A 17379-nucleotide genomic window follows, 5' to 3' on the forward strand; every position below is an offset into this window, starting at 1 on the left:
CGGCGTTGGGACGGCAGGTGGGCGGCCGGGCAGGTCGGGCGCGGGGAGGCCGGGCGCGGGCAGGCCGGGGAGGCCGGGCGCGGGCAGGCCGGGCAGGTCGGGTGTGGACGGGAGGGCGGAGAGGGTGCGGCGGAGTTCGTCGGCGTGGGTCTGCACCTGCCGGGCGTGACCGGCCAGCTCCCGGGCCCGCCGCTCGGCGGCCTGCGACTCCTCGCGCAGCCGCCGGGCCTCCTGCTCGAAGACGTCGATGTGCCGGCGGATCTCGTGGAGCACGGCACCGTGGGCGAGGGCCGCACCGCTCGCCGGCTGCGCCTGCGCCTGCGGCTGGGACTCCGGCGGCGACTGGGGCCGTGACGGCGGCCGTGACTGGCGCAGCTCGGCGACCTCGCCGGTGAGCAACTCCACGGTCCGCTCCAGCCGTTCCGCACGCGCGGTGTGCTCGTCGAGCCGTTCCACCAGCCGGTCGAGCAGCGAGGTGATGACGTCCTTCCCCGACTCGATCTCCTGCTGCACCGACCGATAGCGGCGCTGCCAGTGTTCGACGGTTTCCAGTTCCCGTTCCTCCGGGTACTGGCACTCCTCGGAGATGGCGCGGACCACGTCCTCGATCAGCGACCACGGCGCGAGTTCGGTTTTGCACCACGCTTTGTAGATCCGCTGCGGACTGCGATAGCTGATCTTGGCGATCCGCTCGACGGTGACATTCGCCGACCTGCGGAATTCACGGAGCTCGTTGCCGAACTCCTCGATCGGGGACCTGCGATGCCTGGACAAGGTCGATCATCCCCGAACACCCGTGCCCCTCAAGGCGCATGAGGACGGCCGAGACGGGGAGGCCCTCCTTTCCTTTCCTTCCCGTTCAGTGTGTCAGCTCCCCGGCGCGCCCAAGAACCGTGCCGTCCTCGCGTTTTATCGGAGAACCCACGGGGCCGTTGTGGCCCGATTGCCGGGTGCGGCCGATGGTACATATGAGCCCGGCGTCCGGAGGAAGGCGAACCGCACGCCCTCATCGGGGAGTTCACGTTCTGCCGTACGGCTGTGCACATGCGAGAGGTTGGGTCCATGGAGGGACCGGGGCGCGATCAGGATTCCGAATTGCGTTTCCATCGGACGGAGCTGATCGCGAATCTCCTGATGCTGCTGTCGATCCTGGCGGCGACACTGGCGGTGGTCCTGTCGGCGGGGCCCGTCCCGACCGCCCTGGCGCTCACGGCGACGGCCGCGTCCCTGACCTGGCGCACCCGCCTGCCCCGCCACCGCCCCGCCCCGACCCGCCCGGCCGCCCACCTGCCGTCCCAACGCCGCCCGACGGACGAACGCGCGGGGACCCACCGGGGCGCCTGAGAACGATCCCGTCCAGCCCGAAGGGGCAGGCCCCTTCACCCGACTGATCGCGCAGTTCCCCGCGCCCCTTGGTGGGGTGGTGGGCCGCCTGCCCAGGGGCGCGGGGAACTGCGCGACCGGCCACGACGTACCCGCACCCGCGTCCGGGGCGAGGGGGCGGAGCCCCTGGGGGCGGGAAAGGGAAGGGGCGGCGGGGGCGAGACTCCGCACCCGCCGCCCCGCCCGAAGCGCTACGCCAGCCCCGGCCCCCGCACCGGAATCGACGTGAACGTCGGCGCCGGCGCCGGATCCTGGAAGAAGTCGTTCCCCTTGTCGTCGACCACGACGAACGCCGGGAAGTCCTCGACCTCGATCTTCCAGACCGCCTCCATGCCGAGCTCCTCGTACTCGACGACCTCGACCTTCTTGATGCAGTCCTGCGCGAGCCGGGCCGCCGGCCCACCGATGGACCCGAGGTAGAACCCGCCGTGCGTCCCGCACGCGTCCGTGACCTGCTTGCTCCGGTTCCCCTTCGCGAGCATCACCTTGGAGCCGCCCGCCGCCTGGAACTGCTCGACGTAGGAGTCCATGCGCCCGGCCGTCGTAGGACCGAAGGACCCGGAGGCGTACCCCTCGGGCGTCTTGGCCGGACCGGCGTAGTACACCGGGTGGTCCTTCAGGTACTGCGGCATCTCCTCACCCGCGTCCAGCCGCTCCTTGATCTTGGCGTGCGCGATGTCGCGCGCCACGACCAGCGGCCCGGACAGCGAGAGCCGCGTCTTCACCGGGTACTTGGACAGCTCCGCGAGGATCGACTCCATCGGCTGGTTCAGGTCGATCCGGACGACGTCGCCGTCCTGCTCCAGGTGCTCGTCCGTGGTCTCCGGCAGGAACCGCGCCGGGTCCGTCTCCAGCTGCTCCAGGAACACGCCCTCGGCGGTGATCTTGGCGACCGCCTGACGGTCGGCCGAGCAGGAGACCGCGATGGCCACCGGGCAGGACGCGCCGTGCCGGGGCAGGCGCACCACGCGCACGTCGTGGCAGAAGTACTTGCCGCCGAACTGCGCCCCGATGCCGATCTTCTGCGTCAGCTCGAAGACCTTCTGTTCCAGGTCCTTGTCCCGGAAGCCGTGGCCCAGCTCGGAGCCCTCGGCCGGGATCTCGTCCAGGTAGTGCGCGGAGGCGTACTTCGCGGTCTTCAGCGCGTACTCGGCGGACGTACCGCCGACGACGATCGCCAGGTGGTACGGCGGGCAGGCCGCCGTGCCCAGCGAACGGATCTTCTCCTCCAGGAACTTCATCATGGACGCCTCGTTGAGGACGGCCTTGGTCTCCTGGTAGAGGAACGACTTGTTGGCTGAGCCGCCGCCCTTCGCCATGAACAGGAACTTGTACGCGCCCCCGTCGGTGGCGTACAGCTCGATCTGGGCGGGCAGGTTCGAGCCGGTGTTCTTCTCGTCCCACATGGTCAGCGGGGCCATCTGCGAGTAGCGCAGGTTCAGGCGGGTGTAGGCGTCGTAGATGCCGCGCGAGAGGGCCGCCTCGTCGCCGCCCTCGGTCAGCACGTTCTGCCCGCGCTTGCCCATGACGATCGCCGTGCCGGTGTCCTGGCACATCGGCAGCACGCCCGCGGCCGCGATGTTCGCGTTCTTCAGCAGGTCGAGCGCGACGAACTTGTCGTTGGCCGAGGCCTCCGGGTCGTCGATGATCCGGCGCAGCTGCGCCAGGTGGGCCGGGCGCAGGTAGTGCTGGATGTCGTGGACGGCCTCCTCGGCGAGCTTGCGCAGCGCCTCCGGCTCCACCTTGAGGAACGTCCGTCCGTCGGCCTCGAAGGTGGAGACACCTTCGGAGGTCACCAGCCGGTAGGGGGTGGTGTCCTCTCCCTGGGGGAGCAGATCGGTGTACGCGAACTCAGGCATCGGAGCCCATTCCTCACTCGACAGACAGCGGCGTGCCTCCATTGGCAGCGTCCACCAGCGTAGAACCTGCGGCCTTCGACGAGCTTGTGAGGTAAGGCTCAGTTCGCACCCCCAAAGCCCCCGCGCCGGTCCCGAACCGTCCCCGGGCCGCCCCGCGCCGGTCCCGACACGCGTGTGCGACGCCCCCTAGTCGCGATCTATCGCGTTTCGGTACGCTGCTGCCGTGGACCTTCAGAAGCCTGCCGCGCAGCCGGCCCCGGCACCCCCCGTCGCCGAGCTGCGCGCCTCCGACGCCGACCGTGACCGCATCGCCGACATCCTGCGCGAGGCGCTGGCCGAGGGCCGGCTGACCGCCGACGAGCACGCCGAGCGCGTCGAGGGCGTGCTGCACGCCAAGACGGTGGGCGAGCTGGAGGTCTTCATCCGCGACCTGCCGGCCGCGCACCAGCGCGCCACGGCCCCCGCCTACACGCCGGTGCCGCCGCGCCCCACCGTCGGCGCGGTGCCCGACGAGGCGGACGCCAACGTTGTCGCCGTGTTCAGCGCCGCCGTGCGCAAGGGCCGCTGGCGCGCGGGGCGCCGGCTGCACGCGTACGCGATCTTCGGCAGTGTCGAGATCGATCTCAGCGAGGCGATCTTCGAGTACCAGCAGGTCGTCATCAAGGCGATATCGGTGTTCGGCAGCGTCGACATCCGGGTGCCGGAGAACATCACCCTGCGCGGTACCGGTGGCGGCGTGCTGGGCAATTTCACGGTGAACACGCTGGATTCGGTCGAGTCCGACGCGCCGGTGGTCTATGTCGACGGCTGGGCCGTGCTGGGCAACGTGGACGCGCGGCCGCGGCGCGGAAAGCGTGTGTCGGACATTCTCGACCGGGTCCAGGACAAGGTTCAGGACAAGCTCGACAAGACTTTGCGGAAACACCTGGATCGTTGACGGTCGTGAATCGGACCGTATTCGAAACGAATCGGTCCGGTTCCGGTCGTCGTACGGCGGCGTGCGCGGGGGCCCGAAATGCAGTGGTTCGGAACTCAGTGCATAGGCGCGCGCACAGCGGGTAGGGCTGCTGCATCGTCTCTCGCTCGCGAAGCCGTCGTCAGGAGTAGACCGTGCTGCAACCGCCGCATTCGTCCCTGCAGGTAGCTGCCGTTCCGGCCCAGCGGGGGCCAGCGCGGGACCAAGACGCCCCCTGGCACACCGAGGCGGTGTGCCGGCGCGACGAGGCCGGCCTGTTCTTCGCACCATCGAAAGAGCCGACGGCCGCCCGGCTCTCCCGCGAGGAGGCGGCCAAGCGGGTCTGTGCCCGCTGCCCGGTGATGGTCGAGTGCCGCGAGCACGCCCTCCTCCAGCCGGAGCCGTACGGCGTCTGGGGCGGCCTGACCGCGGCGGAGCGCCGCGTGGTCCTGGCCCGTCGCCGCCGCCGCGACATGGAGCTGAAGAAGGCGGCCCGCCCCGCCCGCATAGCCCAGGCAGGCTGAACCGCCCCGAGAACAAAGGGCGCCCCCACCGCACCGGGGGCGCCCTGTTCCGTTCACATCAGTGGTCGACGGGCCGACGGTCACGTCCGCACAGACGCGAACCCGGCCCACCGAGGGGCGCGGGGAACTGCGCGACCAGCCCCCACGCACCCGCACCGACCCGGCGTCCCGAGCCACCCGGAGCCACCTGGCATCCCGAGCCACCCGGAGCCCCGAACAGCCGGACCGGCGGAGTCACTTCGCCCGGTCGAAGTCGATCGCCGAATACGCCCGCAGCTTGCTGAGTCGATGCTCCGACGTGATCCGCCGCACCGTCCCCGACTTCGACCGCATCACGATCGAGTCGGTGGTCGCGATCTCCGACCGGTACCGGACCCCGCGCAGCAGCTCCCCGTCCGTGATCCCGGTCGCGACGAAGAACACGTTCTCGCCGGAGACCAGGTCGTCGGTGGTGAGCACCCGGTCGAGGTCGTGCCCCGCGTCGATCGCCCGCTGCCGCTCCGCGTCGTCCTTGGGCCACAACTTGCCCTGGATCGTGCCGCCGAGGCACTTCACGGCACACGCCGAGATGATGCCCTCGGGCGTACCGCCCACGCCGAGCAGCAGATCGACGCCGGTGTCCTCACGCAGCGCGTAGATCGAGCCCGCCACGTCGCCGTCGGAGATCAGCTTGATCCGGGCACCCGCCTCGCGGATCTCCTTGATCAGGCCCTCGTGGCGGGGCCGGTCGAGGATGCACACCGTGACGTCCTCGACGGTCGCCCGCTTGGCCTTGGCCACGCGCCGGATGTTCACCGCCACCGGCGCGTCGATGTCGACGAAGTCGGCGGCCTCGGGGCCGGTGACCAGCTTGTCCATGTAGAAGACCGCGGACGGGTCGAACATCGAGCCGCGGTCCGCGGCGGCCAGGACGGAGATCGCGTTCGGCATGCCCTTGGCCGTCAGCGTGGTGCCGTCGATCGGGTCGACGGCGATGTCGCACTCGGGCCCGGTGCCGTCGCCGACGCGCTCGCCGTTGAACAGCATGGGCGCTTCGTCCTTCTCGCCCTCGCCGATGACGACGACGCCGTTCATCGAGACGGTGTGGACGAGGGTGCGCATGGCGCGCACCGCGGCGCCGTCGGCGCCGTTCTTCTCGCCCCGTCCGACCCAGCGGCCGGCCGCCATGGCGGCGGCCTCGGTCACCCGGACGAGCTCCAGGGCCAGGTTGCGGTCGGGGGCTTCGGAGGGAACTTCCAGTTCGGACGGCAGGTGGTGGTTCTCGGTCATCGGAGCGCACCTTTCTGATACGACGACGGCCGGACGAGGGTGTTCCTTCGACTCTATCGTCAGGTGAACAGAATGAGCAGGGCCCCCCACGGATGAGCGCGACAGGCACCTGCGACGATAGGGGGCGTGGCAGGTTCGAACGGCAAGCAGAAGACGGTCCGGGACATGGTTCTCTCCCTGGGCCTGATCGGGATCGCGGCGGCGGTCATCTACCTCTTCATCCCGCACGACGACCACGCTCCTGACATAAAGCGCGTCGACTACCGCGTCGAACTGCTCACGGCGCGGCGCGCTGCCGCGTACCCGGTGGCCGCGCCGGAGGGGCTGTCGCAGTCCTGGAAGGCGACCTCCGTCAGCTTCGACGGTTCGGCCGGCAACGCGTGGCACCTCGGCTTCAGCGACCCCGACGGTCAGTACGTGACGATCGAGCAGTCCACTCAGAAGCGGGCCGACTTCATCGACCAGGCCAGCCAGGGCGGGTCGGCGACGAAGACCACCGAGGAGATCGGCGGCCGCACCTGGACCCGCTGGACCGGCGGCCGCTACGACGCCCTGGTGCTGGAGGGCACCAAGGGCTCGACCACGGTGGTGGCGGGCACGGCGTCCTTCGAGCAGCTGACGAAGATGGCACAGGCACTGAAGATGGCGTGAGCCCCCGGCGCTCACCCCTGGCCCGCGCCCTCGGTGCCCCGTCGCCCCCTCGCTCCCTCACCCCTCGCATCCGCTGGCGGACACGAGAGAGGCCCCCGGTGGTTCACCGGGGGCCTTGCTCGTGTCCGTGTCAGCGCGCGGGCGCGCCGCACGGCGCGGCCGGTCAGACCGTCGTGACGACCTCGTCGAACTCCAGGCGCGGCGAGCGCGGGAACCAGGCGTCCTCGCCCGGCTTGCCGATGTTGACCACCATCAGCGGGGTGTGGTCGTCGTCGAGGAACTCCTTGCGGACGCCCTCGAAGTCCAGGCCGGTCATCGGGCCGGCGGCCAGACCGGCGGCGCGGACGCCGATGATGAAGTACGCGGCCTGGAGCGTGGCGTTCAGCGCGGCGCTGCCCTCGCGGACGCCGCGGTCGCCGAAGAACGCGTCCTTGGCCTGCGGGAAGTGCGGGAAGAGCGCGGGGAGCTCCTCGTGGAACTCGTTGTCCGCGGAGAGGATCGCGACCAGCGGGGCGGTGGCGGTCTTCTTCGCGTTGCCCTCGGCCATGTGCTGCACCAGGCGCTCGCGGGCCTCGGCGGAGCGGACCAGGGTGATGCGCAGCGGCGACTGGTTCATCGAGGTCGGGCCGTACTTGACCAGGTCGTAGATGGCCTGGACCTGCTCGTCGGTCACCGGCTCGTCGGTGAAGGTGTTCGCGGTGCGGGCCTCACGGAAGAGGAGGTCCTGAGCGGCGGCGTCAAGGGCGAGAGACATGGTGAGCTACCTCGGTAGGGCGTCGGGGTCCGTACCGGACCGCGGTCCGGTTAGGCTGACGTGAAGACAGTACGTCAGGGGTGCCCGAAGTTCAAAGTTCAACGAAAACTCCGGGTCGTGATCCCCTTCACACCGCCCCCCTCAGCCCGTCCCGCCGTCCCCGGCACCGTCGGCCGACGCCCCCGCGCCCCCCGACCCCTCCTCCTCGGCGGCCAGTGCCGCGTCCAGCCGGGCCCGGGCGCCCTCCAGCCAGCGCCGGCAGACCTTCGCCAGCTCCTCGCCCCGTTCCCACAGCGCCAGGGACTCCTCCAGCGTCGTACCACCGGCCTCCAGCCGCCGTACGACGTCGATCAGCTCGTCCCTGGCCTGCTCGTACCCGAGGACCTCGTCCGTCTTGCCGGTCATCCGCCCGCTCTCTCCGCTCTCCGCCTTCGTCGGCCGCTTCGGCCGCTGCCCGCTCTCGGTCACTCGTCGACCCGTACCGTGAACTCGCCCTCCGCGACCCGCGCGCGCAGCGCCTCGGCCGCCGTCACCTCGTCCGGGGCGCGCACCACGTGTCCGTCCGCGCGCTGCAGCACCGCGTACCCCCGCTTCAGGGTCGCGGCCGGCGACAGCGCCACCACGCGCGCGTGGGTGTGCGACAGCTCCGAGTCGGCGCGGTCCAGCAGATGCCCCAGGGTGCGCCGGGCGCGCTCGGCCAGCGAGGCGACGTGGTCGGCCCGCTCGTCGACCATCCGGTGCGGGTCCTCCATGGACGGCCGCGCCAGCGCGTGCGCCAGCCCGCGCTCCTCGCGCTCCACGTGCGCGGCGACGCACCGCCGCGCCCGGTCGCGCAGCGACCGCACCCGCTCGGCCTCCTCGCCCACGTCCGGTACGACCTTCTTGGCGGCGTCGGTCGGCGTGGAGGCGCGCAGATCGGCGACGTAGTCGAGCAGCGGCGTGTCGGGCTCGTGCCCGATGGCGGAGACCACCGGCGTGCGGCAGGCGGCGACCGCGCGGACCAGCTGCTCGTCGGAGAACGGCAGCAGGTCCTCGACGCTGCCGCCGCCGCGGGCGACGATGATCACGTCCACGTCGTCCAGCGCGTCGAGCTCCTTGACCGCCTGCACCACCTGCGGGACGGCGTGCACCCCCTGCACGGGGACGTTGCGCACCTCGAAGCGGACGGCGGGCCAGCGGTGCCGCGCGTTCTCCAGCACGTCACGCTCGGCCGCCGACGCGCGTCCGCAGACCAGCCCGACGAGCTGCGGCAGGAAGGGCAGCGGCTTCTTGCGCTCGGGCGCGAACAGCCCCTCCGCGGTCAGCGCCTTCTTCAGCGTCTCCAGCCGCGCCAGCAGCTCCCCGACGCCGACCGGCTTGATCTCGGCGGCCCGCAGGGACAGCTGCCCGCGCGGCGCGTACCACTCCGGCTTGGCGTGCACGACCACGCGCGCGCCCTCGCTCACCACGTCGGCGACCGCGTCGAACACCTGCCGGTAACAGGTCACGCTCACGGAGATGTCGTACGACGGGTCGCGCAGCGTCAGGAACACCACGCCCGCGCCCGGCCGCCGCGAGAGCTGGGTGATCTGCCCCTCGACCCACACGGCGCCGAGCCGGTCGATCCATCCCCCGATGAGCCGCGACACCTCACCGACGGGGATGGGCGTGTCCGCGGACGTGTTCACAGCCATGGCGGCGAGCCTAACGGCACCCACCGACACGGCCGGGGCCCCGAGCGGCGTGGCCCGCGCGCAGGGGTGACGCGATCGGTGCGCCCCGGGCGCGGCCTTACGATGGGTGCCATGACTGCTTCTCCTGGCCGCCGTGTCCTGCTCGCCGCCCCCCGTGGCTACTGCGCGGGTGTGGACCGCGCCGTGATCGCCGTCGAGAAAGCCCTGGAGCAGTACGGCGCTCCGGTGTACGTCCGCCACGAGATCGTCCACAACAAGTACGTCGTGCAGACCCTGGAGAAGAAGGGCGCGATCTTCGTCGAGCGGACGGAGGAGGTCCCGCCGGGGAACATCGTCATGTTCTCCGCGCACGGCGTGGCCCCCGTGGTCCACGAGGAGGCCGCCCGCGGCCGGCTCGCCACCATCGACGCGACCTGCCCGCTGGTCACCAAGGTCCACAAGGAAGCCGTCCGCTTCGCCAACGACGACTACGACATCCTCCTGATCGGCCACGAGGGCCACGAGGAGGTCATCGGCACCTCCGGCGAGGCGCCCGACCACATCCAGCTCGTCGACGGTCCCGAGGACGTCGCCAAGGTGGAGGTCCGCGACCCCTCCAAGATCGTGTGGCTCTCGCAGACCACCCTCTCCGTCGACGAGACGATGGAGACGGTCGAGGCGCTCAAGGAGAAGTTCCCGCAGCTCATCTCCCCGCCCAGCGACGACATCTGCTACGCCACGCAGAACCGTCAGCTCGCGGTGAAGCAGATGGGCGCGGAGGCCGAGCTCGTCATCGTCGTCGGCTCCCGCAACTCCTCCAACTCCAAGCGGCTCGTCGAGGTCGCCAAGCTCGCCGGCTCCCGCGAGGCGTACCTGGTGGACTTCGCGAGCGAGATCGAGGAGTCCTGGCTGGACGGCGTCACCACGGTCGGCGTGACCTCGGGCGCGTCCGTCCCCGAGGTGCTGGTCGAGCAGGTCCTGGAGTGGCTCGCCGAGCGCGGCTTCGGTGACGTGGAGATCGTCAAGGCGGCCGAGGAGTCGATCACCTTCTCGCTGCCGAAGGAGCTCCGCCGCGACCTGCGCGAGGAGGCGGCGACCCTGGTCGCCGAGCGCGGCGGCACGGGCACCGGCGAGGCGTGAGCCGCGCGGGAGCGTGAGCGGCGCGGGGGCGTGGGTTGCCCACCCGCGCCGTCCCGCCGCCTTCCGCCCCGGGTCACCGCGTGACCGTCAGTCGTACGACGTAACGTGGTGCCATGCAGATCTTCGGCGTTGACATCGGCGGTTCGGGCATCAAGGGCGCCCCTGTGGACCTCGACAAGGGCGACCTCGCCCAGGAGCGCTTCAAGGTGCTCACACCGCAGCCGGCCACGCCCGACGGCGTCGCGGACGGCGTGCGCGAGGTCGTGTCGCACTACGGCTGGACCGGGCCGGTAGGCCTGACCTTCCCCGGCGTGGTGACCGGCGGCTCCACCATCCGCACCGCGGCCAACGTCGACAAGGGCTGGATCGACACGGACGCGCGGGCGCTGTTCACGGAGCGGCTCGGCGGCCTGCCGACGACGATCGTCAACGACGCGGACGCGGCGGGCGTCGCCGAGGTGAACTTCGGCGCCGGCCGCGACCGCAAGGGCACGGTCATCCTCCTCACGTTCGGCACGGGCATCGGCAGCGCCCTGTTCATCGACGGCGCCCTCGTGCCCAACACCGAGCTGGGCCACCTGGAGCTGGGCGGGCACGACGCGGAGAAGCGCGCCTCCAGCAAGGCCAAGGACGACCACGAGCTGACGTGGGAGCACTGGGCGCACCGCGTGCAGAAGTACCTCGCGCACGTGGAGATGCTCTTCTCGCCCGAGCTGTTCATCATCGGCGGCGGCGTCAGCCGCAAGTCGGAGAAGTTCCTGCACTTCATCGAGGGCATCAAGGCGGAGATCGTGCCGGCCCAGCTGCAGAACAACGCGGGCATCGTGGGCGCGGCGATGCACGCAGCGAAGGACAACTGACAGACCCGACCCGGACCCGGACCCGGACCCGGACCCGGACCGGGGGCGCCGTGCGGCCCCCGGTCCGCCCGACTCACTCCGCCCGACTCACCCCGTCCGGTCACCCTTCCGGCGCCTGCGCACCAGCCGGACCCGGCGCACGATCACGATGACACCCGCCACCAGCGTGCCGCCGTAGAGCCATCCGGCCTGGGTGGCGAGCGCGGTGAACAGGCCCATCAGGCGCCCGGCGGTCCCGCCGCCCCCGTCGGCGACGGGCAGCAGGCCCACGGCGAAGGCGATCGGCAGCACCACGGGCGCGGTGAGCACGTCGCCCCCGCGCACCCACAGCGCGGTCAGCACGCACACGGCGAGGAACAGCACGCCGTACACGGTGAGGGACGCGCCCGACAGCGCCTCGTCGAGGGCGCCGAGGAGCAGCATCAGCGCCCCGCTGAAGAGTCCCGCGCCGAGCCCGGTGAGCCGGGGTCTGCGCGAGCGCGGCTGCGGACGGGCCGCGCCCTGCGGCCGCGTCGCCCCCGAAGGACCGTGCCCCGGACGGCGTACGTCCCCCGGCGGGCGGCGGCGGGCCTGCGGCGGCAGGGGCGCGCGCGGCGTGCCGCGGCGTGCTCCGGGCTGCTGAGGTCGTGTCCTGTGCTGCTCCACTGCACCAACTTAGGTCTGTTTATGTGCAGAATCCCCCCTGGGACACGCCGGACGGGGGTCGTTGTGCAGAGCTTGCCCAGGTGTTCGACACGGCCACCGGTCCGGGCGCCGACACGCCGTAGACTGGTGGATCGGCCGCCCGGCCTCACGCCCACTCACGTACGGGAAGACGCAACGTGTCGCTCACGATCGGAATCGTCGGTCTGCCGAATGTCGGCAAGTCGACCCTTTTCAACGCCCTGACCAAGAACGACGTGCTGGCGGCCAACTACCCGTTCGCCACGATCGAGCCCAACGTGGGCGTGGTGGGCGTCCCCGACGCGCGCCTGACCAAGCTGGCTGAGATCTTCTCCTCGCAGCGGGTGCTGCCGGCCACCGTCGACTTCGTCGACATCGCCGGCATCGTCCGGGGCGCGTCCGAGGGCGAGGGCCTGGGCAACAAGTTCCTCGCGAACATCCGCGAGTCCGACGCGATCTGCCAGGTCATCCGCGCCTTCAAGGACGAGAACGTCGTCCACGTCGACGGCAAGGTCTCGCCGAAGGACGACATCGAGACGATCAACACCGAGCTGATCCTCGCCGACCTCCAGACCATCGAGAAGGTCCTGCCGCGCCTCCAGAAGGAGTCGCGGATCAAGAAGGACATCGGGCCGAAGGTCAAGGCGGTCGAGGAGGCGAAGGAGATCCTGGAGAAGGGCGACACGCTCTTCGGCCAGGGCATCGTCCAGGGCTCGGAGCGTGCCGAGCTCCTGCACGACCTGCACCTGCTCACCACCAAGCCGTTCCTCTACGTCTTCAACGTCGACGAGGACGAGCTGACGGACGACGACTTCAAGAACGAGCAGCGCGCGCTGGTCGCCCCCGCGGAGGCGATCTTCCTCAACGCCAAGCTGGAGCAGGACCTCGCCGAGCTCGACGAGGCGGACGCCATGGAGCTCCTGGAGTCGGTCGGCGCGACCGAGCCCGGCCTCGCGACGCTGGCCCGCGTCGGCTTCGACACCCTCGGCCTCCAGACCTACCTGACGGCAGGCCCCAAGGAGTCCCGCGCCTGGACCATCAAGAAGGGCGCCACCGCCCCCGAGGCCGCCGGAGTCATCCACACCGACTTCCAGAAGGGCTTCATCAAGGCGGAGGTCATCTCCTTCGACGACCTGGTCGCCACCGGCTCGGTCGCCGAGGCCCGCGCCAAGGGCAAGGCCCGCATGGAGGGCAAGGAGTACGTCATGCAGGACGGCGACGTGGTGGAGTTCCGCTTCAACGTGTAGTCGCGTTTTCGCCACGGCGCCCTTGCCGAATGTGCAGGTCAAGAGGGTCTGACTCGTCCGAGTCGGCCCTCTTGACCTGTTTCCGGGCTGGGACGGTGCTGGGCTTTCTGCCGGATCGTCACGCGCTCAGCCTCGCTCCAGGAGGCCGGCAGTGGTACGTTATTTGGTACCACTTGAACAGAGGGGGCAGTCCATGTCGATCACTGCGAGCGAAGCCCGTAAGGCCCTCTTTCCGCTGATCAAGAAGGTCAATGACGACCACGAGGCCATCGAGATCGTCTCCAAGCATGGCAACGCCGTACTTGTCTCGGCCGAGGACTACGCGGCGCTGCGCGAGGGTTCGTACCTGCTGCGCTCGCCTGCGAATGCGCGCCGCCTGCTCAAGGCTTACGAGAATGCCCTGGGCAACATCAATGTGTCGGAGCGTGAGCTGATCGATCCGGGGCCGGCAGATTCTGGTGCGGGTGACCGGTGAGGCTCGTCTTCGAGGATCAGGGCTGGGAGGACTACACGTCCTGGCTCAAGCACGACCGCACAATGCTCGCTCGGATCAACAAGCTCATCGAAGACGTCAAGCGTGATCCTTTCACGGGGATCGGCAAGCCTGAGCCGCTCAAGTATCACCTGCCTGGGGCGTGGTCACGGCGGATCGACGACGAGCACCGCCTTGTCTACCTGGTCACCGACAGGGAGATCGTGATTCTCGCGGCCCGCTATCACTACTGACCGAGGGGCTCCGCCGAGTCTGCCCCTTCGCCCTTGCCGCGCCGGACCGTCGCCGAAGGTTCTGGCGCGGTGTCAGCCGCCGTCCCTGCCGACCTGCTCCACAGGTGGGTTGAGGGTCGCGGTGATCGCAGGGGTCAGGGGGTGTCCGGCCAGGACGTGGCGGACGGCGTCGAGGGGGACGGGGCGTTCGTAGTAGTCCTCGAAGTGGGCCTGGACGGCCTCGGGGGAGCGGTCCGTCAGAAGACGGAAGAGGAAGCCGGAGCCGTCCGGGTCCTCGCTGCCGGCCGGGAAGGCGAGGGCCGAGCCGGTGCGCCAGGCCGTGTCGCCGGTCTCCCGCCACAGGCAGACGGTGGCCCGGAGGACGTCCACCCCCTCGTCGTGGAAGGCCGGCTCGTCCAGGAGCGGCCGTAGCGCCGTGGGCACGTCGTCGACGAGGCCGGGCCAGAGCTGCTCGTCATCGGTCCCGTACGGACTCATCCGCGACTCGTGGTCGAAGCCGCGTATGAGCACCCCGGCCGAAGTGAACAGGACGGCGTAGTCGTCCCCCGAGCCGTTGTCCATCAGGGCCGCCTCGACGCCGGGTCCCCAGGCGGCGTCGAAGGTGTACTGGCAGAACCGCGGATCGTCGCCGATCGTCGCGTCCAGGACGGCCAGTGCGCGCAGATGGGCACGGAGTCGCTCGGGGTCGGGGAGGAGGGCGGCGGTCTCGTGCGCAGTGATCACGGACCCATTGAAGCGGCTCGCGGCGGCCCTGCGCAGCGCCCACAGGACGATGTCCGTCACGGTCGTCACGAGCAGCAGTACCAGGCAGCAGGCGAGACCGATCAGGCCGGCCACCATCCAGTAGATCGGAAGCCAGTCCATGCACTGGACCTGCTGCCGGGTGCAGCCGCTCTGCGGGGGAAGCGGCGCCGACGGCATCGTGAGCCCCTTGGCGAAGAGGAGCACCGAGACGACCATCGCGGCGGACACCACGCTCCACCGGACCCACCGCGGTCTCCACCATGCCAGCGTCCACCCGACGACGGTCACCGCCGGCAGGATCCACGTGTAGCCGTCGGTCAGCCCCACACGGCACCGCTTTGCGCCATCGGGGTCCGGCCGGTCTGCCGCTGCGTGACGTGGTCGCCCATGGCGGGCAACCCTACCCAGGGGCGGCGGCACCCCCGCGGTCAGACCCCGCTGTCGCGCGGTGGGGTCAGGGTGGTGAGGTCCAGGGTGACGGCGAACGGCACGGGGCGCTTCAGGCTGTCCCGGAAGGAGCCCGCCGACGCCGGGGCCATGAGCGTCGTGGTGAGGGAGGCATCCAGTCCGGCAGCGCGGTCATGGCACCACGGTAGCGACTTCGCGGAACCCTTCGCGGGCGCCGGACGGCTCGCGGGCTCCGCGGGCTCCGCGGGGTTCCGCGGTGAAAGGATGCCCGGGACACGGTGAGGGGGTCCGGGGGCGTATGGGGCGCAGTGAGCGGGAGGCGGTCGGGCGCGGGGAGCGGTTGTACCGGGCCGCGGGCGCGGTCGTCGCCGATCACGAACGGGCCGTGGACGCCGTACGGACCGCGCTGAAGCCGCTGTACGACGACCTCGCCGCGCGGGAGCTCGACGGCATTCCGGTGGCCCGGCTGAAGGAGGCCACCGGCGGGCGGCTGCGGCTCGGGGAGGTCGAGCGGGCCGGGTTCCGCACGGTGGGGGATGTGCTGGAGGCGGGGCCGTACCGGCTGCGGCAGATTCCCGGAGTCGGCGCGCAGACCGCCGACCAGGCGGTCGCCGCGGCCCGCCGCATGGCCGAGGCGGCCCGCGACGCCGTCGCCGTGCACATCGACGTCGACCGTCCCGAACCGCGCACCACCGCCCTGGTCGTGGCGTTGCACGTGCTGGTGGAGGCCGGACCCGAGGCGCGCCGGGCCGTCGACGCCGCCGCCACGCTCGCCGCGCGCCTCGGGCCGCTGCTGGCCGACGCCGCGCCCGCCGCCGGACGGCTGCGGATGCTGCTGGCGGGCCGCGCCGGGCGCGAGCGCGCGCCGGCCGCCCTCGCCGCCGTGCGCGAGCTGACGGCGCGGGCCGAGCGGGCGGGTGTGCCGGAGCTGATCGCGCAGGCGTCCGTGGACCTGCTGCGCGGCCCCGCGAGCGAGGTCGCGGCGCTGGTCGACTTCGAGCTGCGGTCCGCCGAGTACTACGGCCTGCTCGCCGAGGTCTCCGCGCGGACCCCGGACCCGGCCGCGGCGGAGGGCCATCTGCCCGGCGAGGTCGCCGAGCGTGTCCGGGCCCAGCCGCTCGACGACACCCGGCGCCGGGTCTCGCTCCGCGGCTACCAGGCGTTCGGCGCCCGCTTCGCCCTGGCGCAGCGCCGGGTGATCCTCGGCGACGAGATGGGGCTCGGCAAGACCGTGCAGGCCATCGCCGCCCTCGCGCACCTCGCCCCGCGGGGCCGCGGCCGCTTCCTGGTGGTCTGCCCGGCCGGCGTGCTCATCAACTGGACCCGTGAGGTCGAGGCCCGCAGCACGCTGCGGGTGCTGCCGCTGCACGGCCCCGCACGGCAGGAGGCGTACGCCGACTGGTGGGAGCACGGCGGGGTCGGCGTCACCACCTTCGACGCCCTGCGCGGCTTCGCGCCGCCCGCGGAGGGCGAGTTGGACATGCTCGTGGTCGACGAGGCCCACTACGTCAAGAACCCGGCGGCCCGGCGCTCGCTGGCCGTCGCCGCGTGGGCCGGGGCCTGCGAGCGCGTCCTGTTCCTCACCGGCACCCCGATGGAGAACCGGGTCGCGGAGTTCCGCAGCCTGGTGCGGATCCTGCGGCCCGAACTGGCCGACTCCGTGGGCGAGTCGGACGGCACGGCCGGGTCCACCGCGTTCCGCAGGGCCGTCGCCCCCGTGTACCTGCGCCGCAACCAGCAGGACGTCCTCAGCGAACTCCCCGCGCTCCAGCACACCGACGAGTGGGAGGAGTTGAGCGCCTCCGACGAGGACGCCTACGGCGAGGCGGTGCGGGCCGGGAACTTCATGGCGATGCGCCGGGCGGCGTACGCCCGTCCGGAGAAGTCGGCGAAGCTCCAGCGGCTGCGCGAGATCGTCGAGGAGGCCGCCGCGAACGGGGCGAAGGTCGTGGTCTTCTCCGCCTTCCGGGACGTCCTGGCGGCGGCCCTGGGCGCGCTGACCGAGGGGAGCGCCGGCGCCGCCGCGGTGCACGGCCCGCTGCACGGCGGGGTTCCGCCCGCGCGCCGCCAAGGGGTGGTCGACACGTTCACGGCGGCCGTCGGCCACGCGGTGCTGCTCGCCCAGATCGAGGCGGGCGGCGTGGGGCTGAACCTCCAGGCCGCCTCCGTGGTCGTGCTCTGCGAGCCGCAGATCAAGCCCACCCTGGAACATCAGGCCGTGGCCCGCGCCCACCGGATGGGCCAGGTCCGCCCGGTGCGGGTGCACCGGCTGCTCGCCGTGGGCGGCGTCGACGAGCGGATGGTGCGGATGCTGGAGAACAAGGCCCGCCTGTTCGACGCCTACGCCCGGCGCAGCGAGGTCGCCGAGTCCACGCCCGACGCCGTCGACATCTCCGATCCCGCCCTGGTGCGCCGCATCGTCGAGGAGGAACAGGCCCGGCTGAACGGCGGCCGGTAGGGGGCGGGCAGGGGGCTTCTCGGGCGGTCGCCAGGGGGCGTCTCAGGGGGCCGCCGTCGTGCCCCCCGCCCCCGCCGCCCCCGCTG

At 71.5% G+C, this 17379-nt stretch carries 17 protein-coding genes and 1 pseudogene; 10 read left to right on the forward strand and 8 right to left on the reverse strand.

Going from position 1 to position 17379, the window contains the following annotated elements; genetic code table 11:
• Positions 1 to 774, reverse strand: a pseudogene (locus WN71_RS22565) (hypothetical protein); the annotation flags it as partial.
• Positions 775 to 1095: 321 nt separating this feature from the next.
• On the opposite strand from WN71_RS22565, the gene WN71_RS22570 reads away from it, so the two are divergent.
• Positions 1096 to 1344 (forward strand): hypothetical protein, encoded by a 249-nt coding sequence (locus WN71_RS22570; protein WP_046589393.1) that lies wholly within the window; start codon positions 1096 to 1098, stop codon positions 1342 to 1344.
• Between the two features lie 230 nt (positions 1345 to 1574).
• Here the strand turns inward: WN71_RS22570 and WN71_RS22575 are convergent, their stop codons facing one another.
• Positions 1575 to 3242 carry a fumarate hydratase gene (locus tag WN71_RS22575; RefSeq protein ID WP_046589391.1) on the reverse strand — a complete coding sequence of 556 codons (1668 nt, stop codon included), beginning with the start codon at positions 3240 to 3242 and terminating at the stop codon, positions 1575 to 1577.
• Between the two features lie 223 nt (positions 3243 to 3465).
• On the opposite strand from WN71_RS22575, the gene WN71_RS22580 reads away from it, so the two are divergent.
• Together WN71_RS22580 and WN71_RS22585 are read left to right on the forward strand one after the other, a co-directional pair.
• Complete coding sequence (locus WN71_RS22580; RefSeq protein ID WP_046589389.1) at positions 3466 to 4179, forward strand: DUF1707 SHOCT-like domain-containing protein; 714 nt, start codon at positions 3466 to 3468, stop codon at positions 4177 to 4179.
• A gap of 173 nt (positions 4180 to 4352) precedes the next feature.
• Entirely contained in the window at positions 4353 to 4721 is a 369-nt protein-coding gene (locus WN71_RS22585; RefSeq protein WP_046589387.1) for a WhiB family transcriptional regulator, read from the forward strand.
• 234 nt (positions 4722 to 4955) lie between these two features.
• Here WN71_RS22585 and glpX read toward each other — a convergent pair whose 3' ends face one another.
• Entirely contained in the window at positions 4956 to 5990 is a 1035-nt protein-coding gene (glpX, locus tag WN71_RS22590) for a class II fructose-bisphosphatase (protein WP_046589385.1), read from the reverse strand.
• A gap of 126 nt (positions 5991 to 6116) precedes the next feature.
• Between glpX and WN71_RS22595 the strand changes: the two genes are divergently transcribed.
• Positions 6117 to 6641, forward strand: a complete 525-nt coding sequence (locus tag WN71_RS22595; RefSeq protein ID WP_046589383.1) for a DUF4245 domain-containing protein — start codon at positions 6117 to 6119, stop codon at positions 6639 to 6641.
• A gap of 163 nt (positions 6642 to 6804) precedes the next feature.
• Here WN71_RS22595 and WN71_RS22600 read toward each other — a convergent pair whose 3' ends face one another.
• From WN71_RS22600 to xseA, 3 genes are all read right to left on the reverse strand, one after another.
• Positions 6805 to 7395: a malonic semialdehyde reductase gene (locus WN71_RS22600; RefSeq protein WP_046589381.1), complete on the reverse strand. Its 591-nt coding sequence runs from the start codon at positions 7393 to 7395 to the stop codon at positions 6805 to 6807.
• 141 nt (positions 7396 to 7536) lie between these two features.
• Entirely contained in the window at positions 7537 to 7800 is a 264-nt protein-coding gene (locus tag WN71_RS22605) for an exodeoxyribonuclease VII small subunit (protein WP_046589448.1), read from the reverse strand.
• Between the two features lie 59 nt (positions 7801 to 7859).
• Entirely contained in the window at positions 7860 to 9068 is a 1209-nt protein-coding gene (gene xseA / locus WN71_RS22610) for an exodeoxyribonuclease VII large subunit (protein ID WP_046589379.1), read from the reverse strand.
• Between the two features lie 102 nt (positions 9069 to 9170).
• Here xseA and WN71_RS22615 point away from each other — a divergent pair, with 102 nt between their 5' ends.
• Positions 9171 to 10187: a 4-hydroxy-3-methylbut-2-enyl diphosphate reductase gene (locus WN71_RS22615; RefSeq protein WP_052743131.1), complete on the forward strand. Its 1017-nt coding sequence runs from the start codon at positions 9171 to 9173 to the stop codon at positions 10185 to 10187.
• A 113-nt stretch (positions 10188 to 10300) separates the two neighbouring features.
• Entirely contained in the window at positions 10301 to 11047 is a 747-nt protein-coding gene (gene ppgK, locus WN71_RS22620) for a polyphosphate--glucose phosphotransferase (RefSeq protein WP_046589376.1), read from the forward strand.
• Positions 11048 to 11134: 87 nt separating this feature from the next.
• On the opposite strand, the gene WN71_RS40040 is transcribed toward ppgK, so the two are convergent.
• Complete coding sequence (locus tag WN71_RS40040) at positions 11135 to 11692, reverse strand: DUF6542 domain-containing protein (protein WP_079178029.1); 558 nt, start codon at positions 11690 to 11692, stop codon at positions 11135 to 11137.
• 176 nt (positions 11693 to 11868) lie between these two features.
• Here WN71_RS40040 and ychF point away from each other — a divergent pair, with 176 nt between their 5' ends.
• The 3 genes from ychF (at position 11869) to WN71_RS22640 (ending at position 13683) form a co-directional block, all read left to right on the forward strand.
• Positions 11869 to 12957 carry a redox-regulated ATPase YchF gene (gene ychF, locus WN71_RS22630; RefSeq protein WP_046589372.1) on the forward strand — a complete coding sequence of 363 codons (1089 nt, stop codon included), beginning with the start codon at positions 11869 to 11871 and terminating at the stop codon, positions 12955 to 12957.
• Between the two features lie 193 nt (positions 12958 to 13150).
• Entirely contained in the window at positions 13151 to 13432 is a 282-nt protein-coding gene (locus tag WN71_RS22635; RefSeq protein WP_046589370.1) for a type II toxin-antitoxin system Phd/YefM family antitoxin, read from the forward strand.
• A complete protein-coding gene (locus tag WN71_RS22640) occupies positions 13429 to 13683 on the forward strand; it encodes a Txe/YoeB family addiction module toxin (RefSeq protein ID WP_046589369.1) in 255 nt (84 codons plus the stop codon). The genes WN71_RS22635 and WN71_RS22640 overlap by 4 nt, the downstream gene beginning before the upstream one ends.
• Before the next feature lie 72 nt (positions 13684 to 13755).
• Here the strand turns inward: WN71_RS22640 and WN71_RS22645 are convergent, their stop codons facing one another.
• The gene (locus tag WN71_RS22645) at positions 13756 to 14754 is read right to left on the reverse strand and encodes a hypothetical protein (RefSeq protein WP_240529718.1); all 999 of its coding nucleotides are present in this window, start codon (positions 14752 to 14754) and stop codon (positions 13756 to 13758) included.
• 379 nt (positions 14755 to 15133) lie between these two features.
• Between WN71_RS22645 and WN71_RS22650 the strand changes: the two genes are divergently transcribed.
• On the forward strand, positions 15134 to 17293 hold the full coding sequence (locus WN71_RS22650; protein WP_046589367.1) for a DEAD/DEAH box helicase: 2160 nt from the start codon (positions 15134 to 15136) through the stop codon (positions 17291 to 17293).
• Positions 17294 to 17379: the final 86 nt, after the last annotated feature.

Origin of the sequence: Streptomyces mangrovisoli, from assembly GCF_000974985.2 — a bacterium.
GTDB classification, from domain to species: Bacteria; Actinomycetota; Actinomycetes; order Streptomycetales; family Streptomycetaceae; genus Streptomyces; species Streptomyces mangrovisoli.

What these genes read in the sequence shown, in the direction of transcription:
- glpX (WP_046589385.1), bottom strand. Translation starts at nt 5,990, where the DNA reads ATGACCGAGAACCACCACCTGCCGTCCGAACTGGAAGTTCCCTCCGAA.
- WN71_RS22605 (WP_046589448.1), bottom strand. Translation starts at nt 7,800, where the DNA reads ATGACCGGCAAGACGGACGAGGTCCTCGGGTACGAGCAGGCCAGGGAC.
- WN71_RS22615 (WP_052743131.1), top strand. Translation starts at nt 9,171, where the DNA reads ATGGGTGCCATGACTGCTTCTCCTGGCCGCCGTGTCCTGCTCGCCGCC.
- WN71_RS22600 (WP_046589381.1), bottom strand. Translation starts at nt 7,395, where the DNA reads ATGTCTCTCGCCCTTGACGCCGCCGCTCAGGACCTCCTCTTCCGTGAG.
- ppgK (WP_046589376.1), top strand. Translation starts at nt 10,301, where the DNA reads ATGCAGATCTTCGGCGTTGACATCGGCGGTTCGGGCATCAAGGGCGCC.
- WN71_RS22635 (WP_046589370.1), top strand. Translation starts at nt 13,151, where the DNA reads ATGTCGATCACTGCGAGCGAAGCCCGTAAGGCCCTCTTTCCGCTGATC.
- WN71_RS22575 (WP_046589391.1), bottom strand. Translation starts at nt 3,242, where the DNA reads ATGCCTGAGTTCGCGTACACCGATCTGCTCCCCCAGGGAGAGGACACC.
- WN71_RS22650 (WP_046589367.1), top strand. Translation starts at nt 15,134, where the DNA reads ATGGGGCGCAGTGAGCGGGAGGCGGTCGGGCGCGGGGAGCGGTTGTAC.
- xseA (WP_046589379.1), bottom strand. Translation starts at nt 9,068, where the DNA reads ATGGCTGTGAACACGTCCGCGGACACGCCCATCCCCGTCGGTGAGGTG.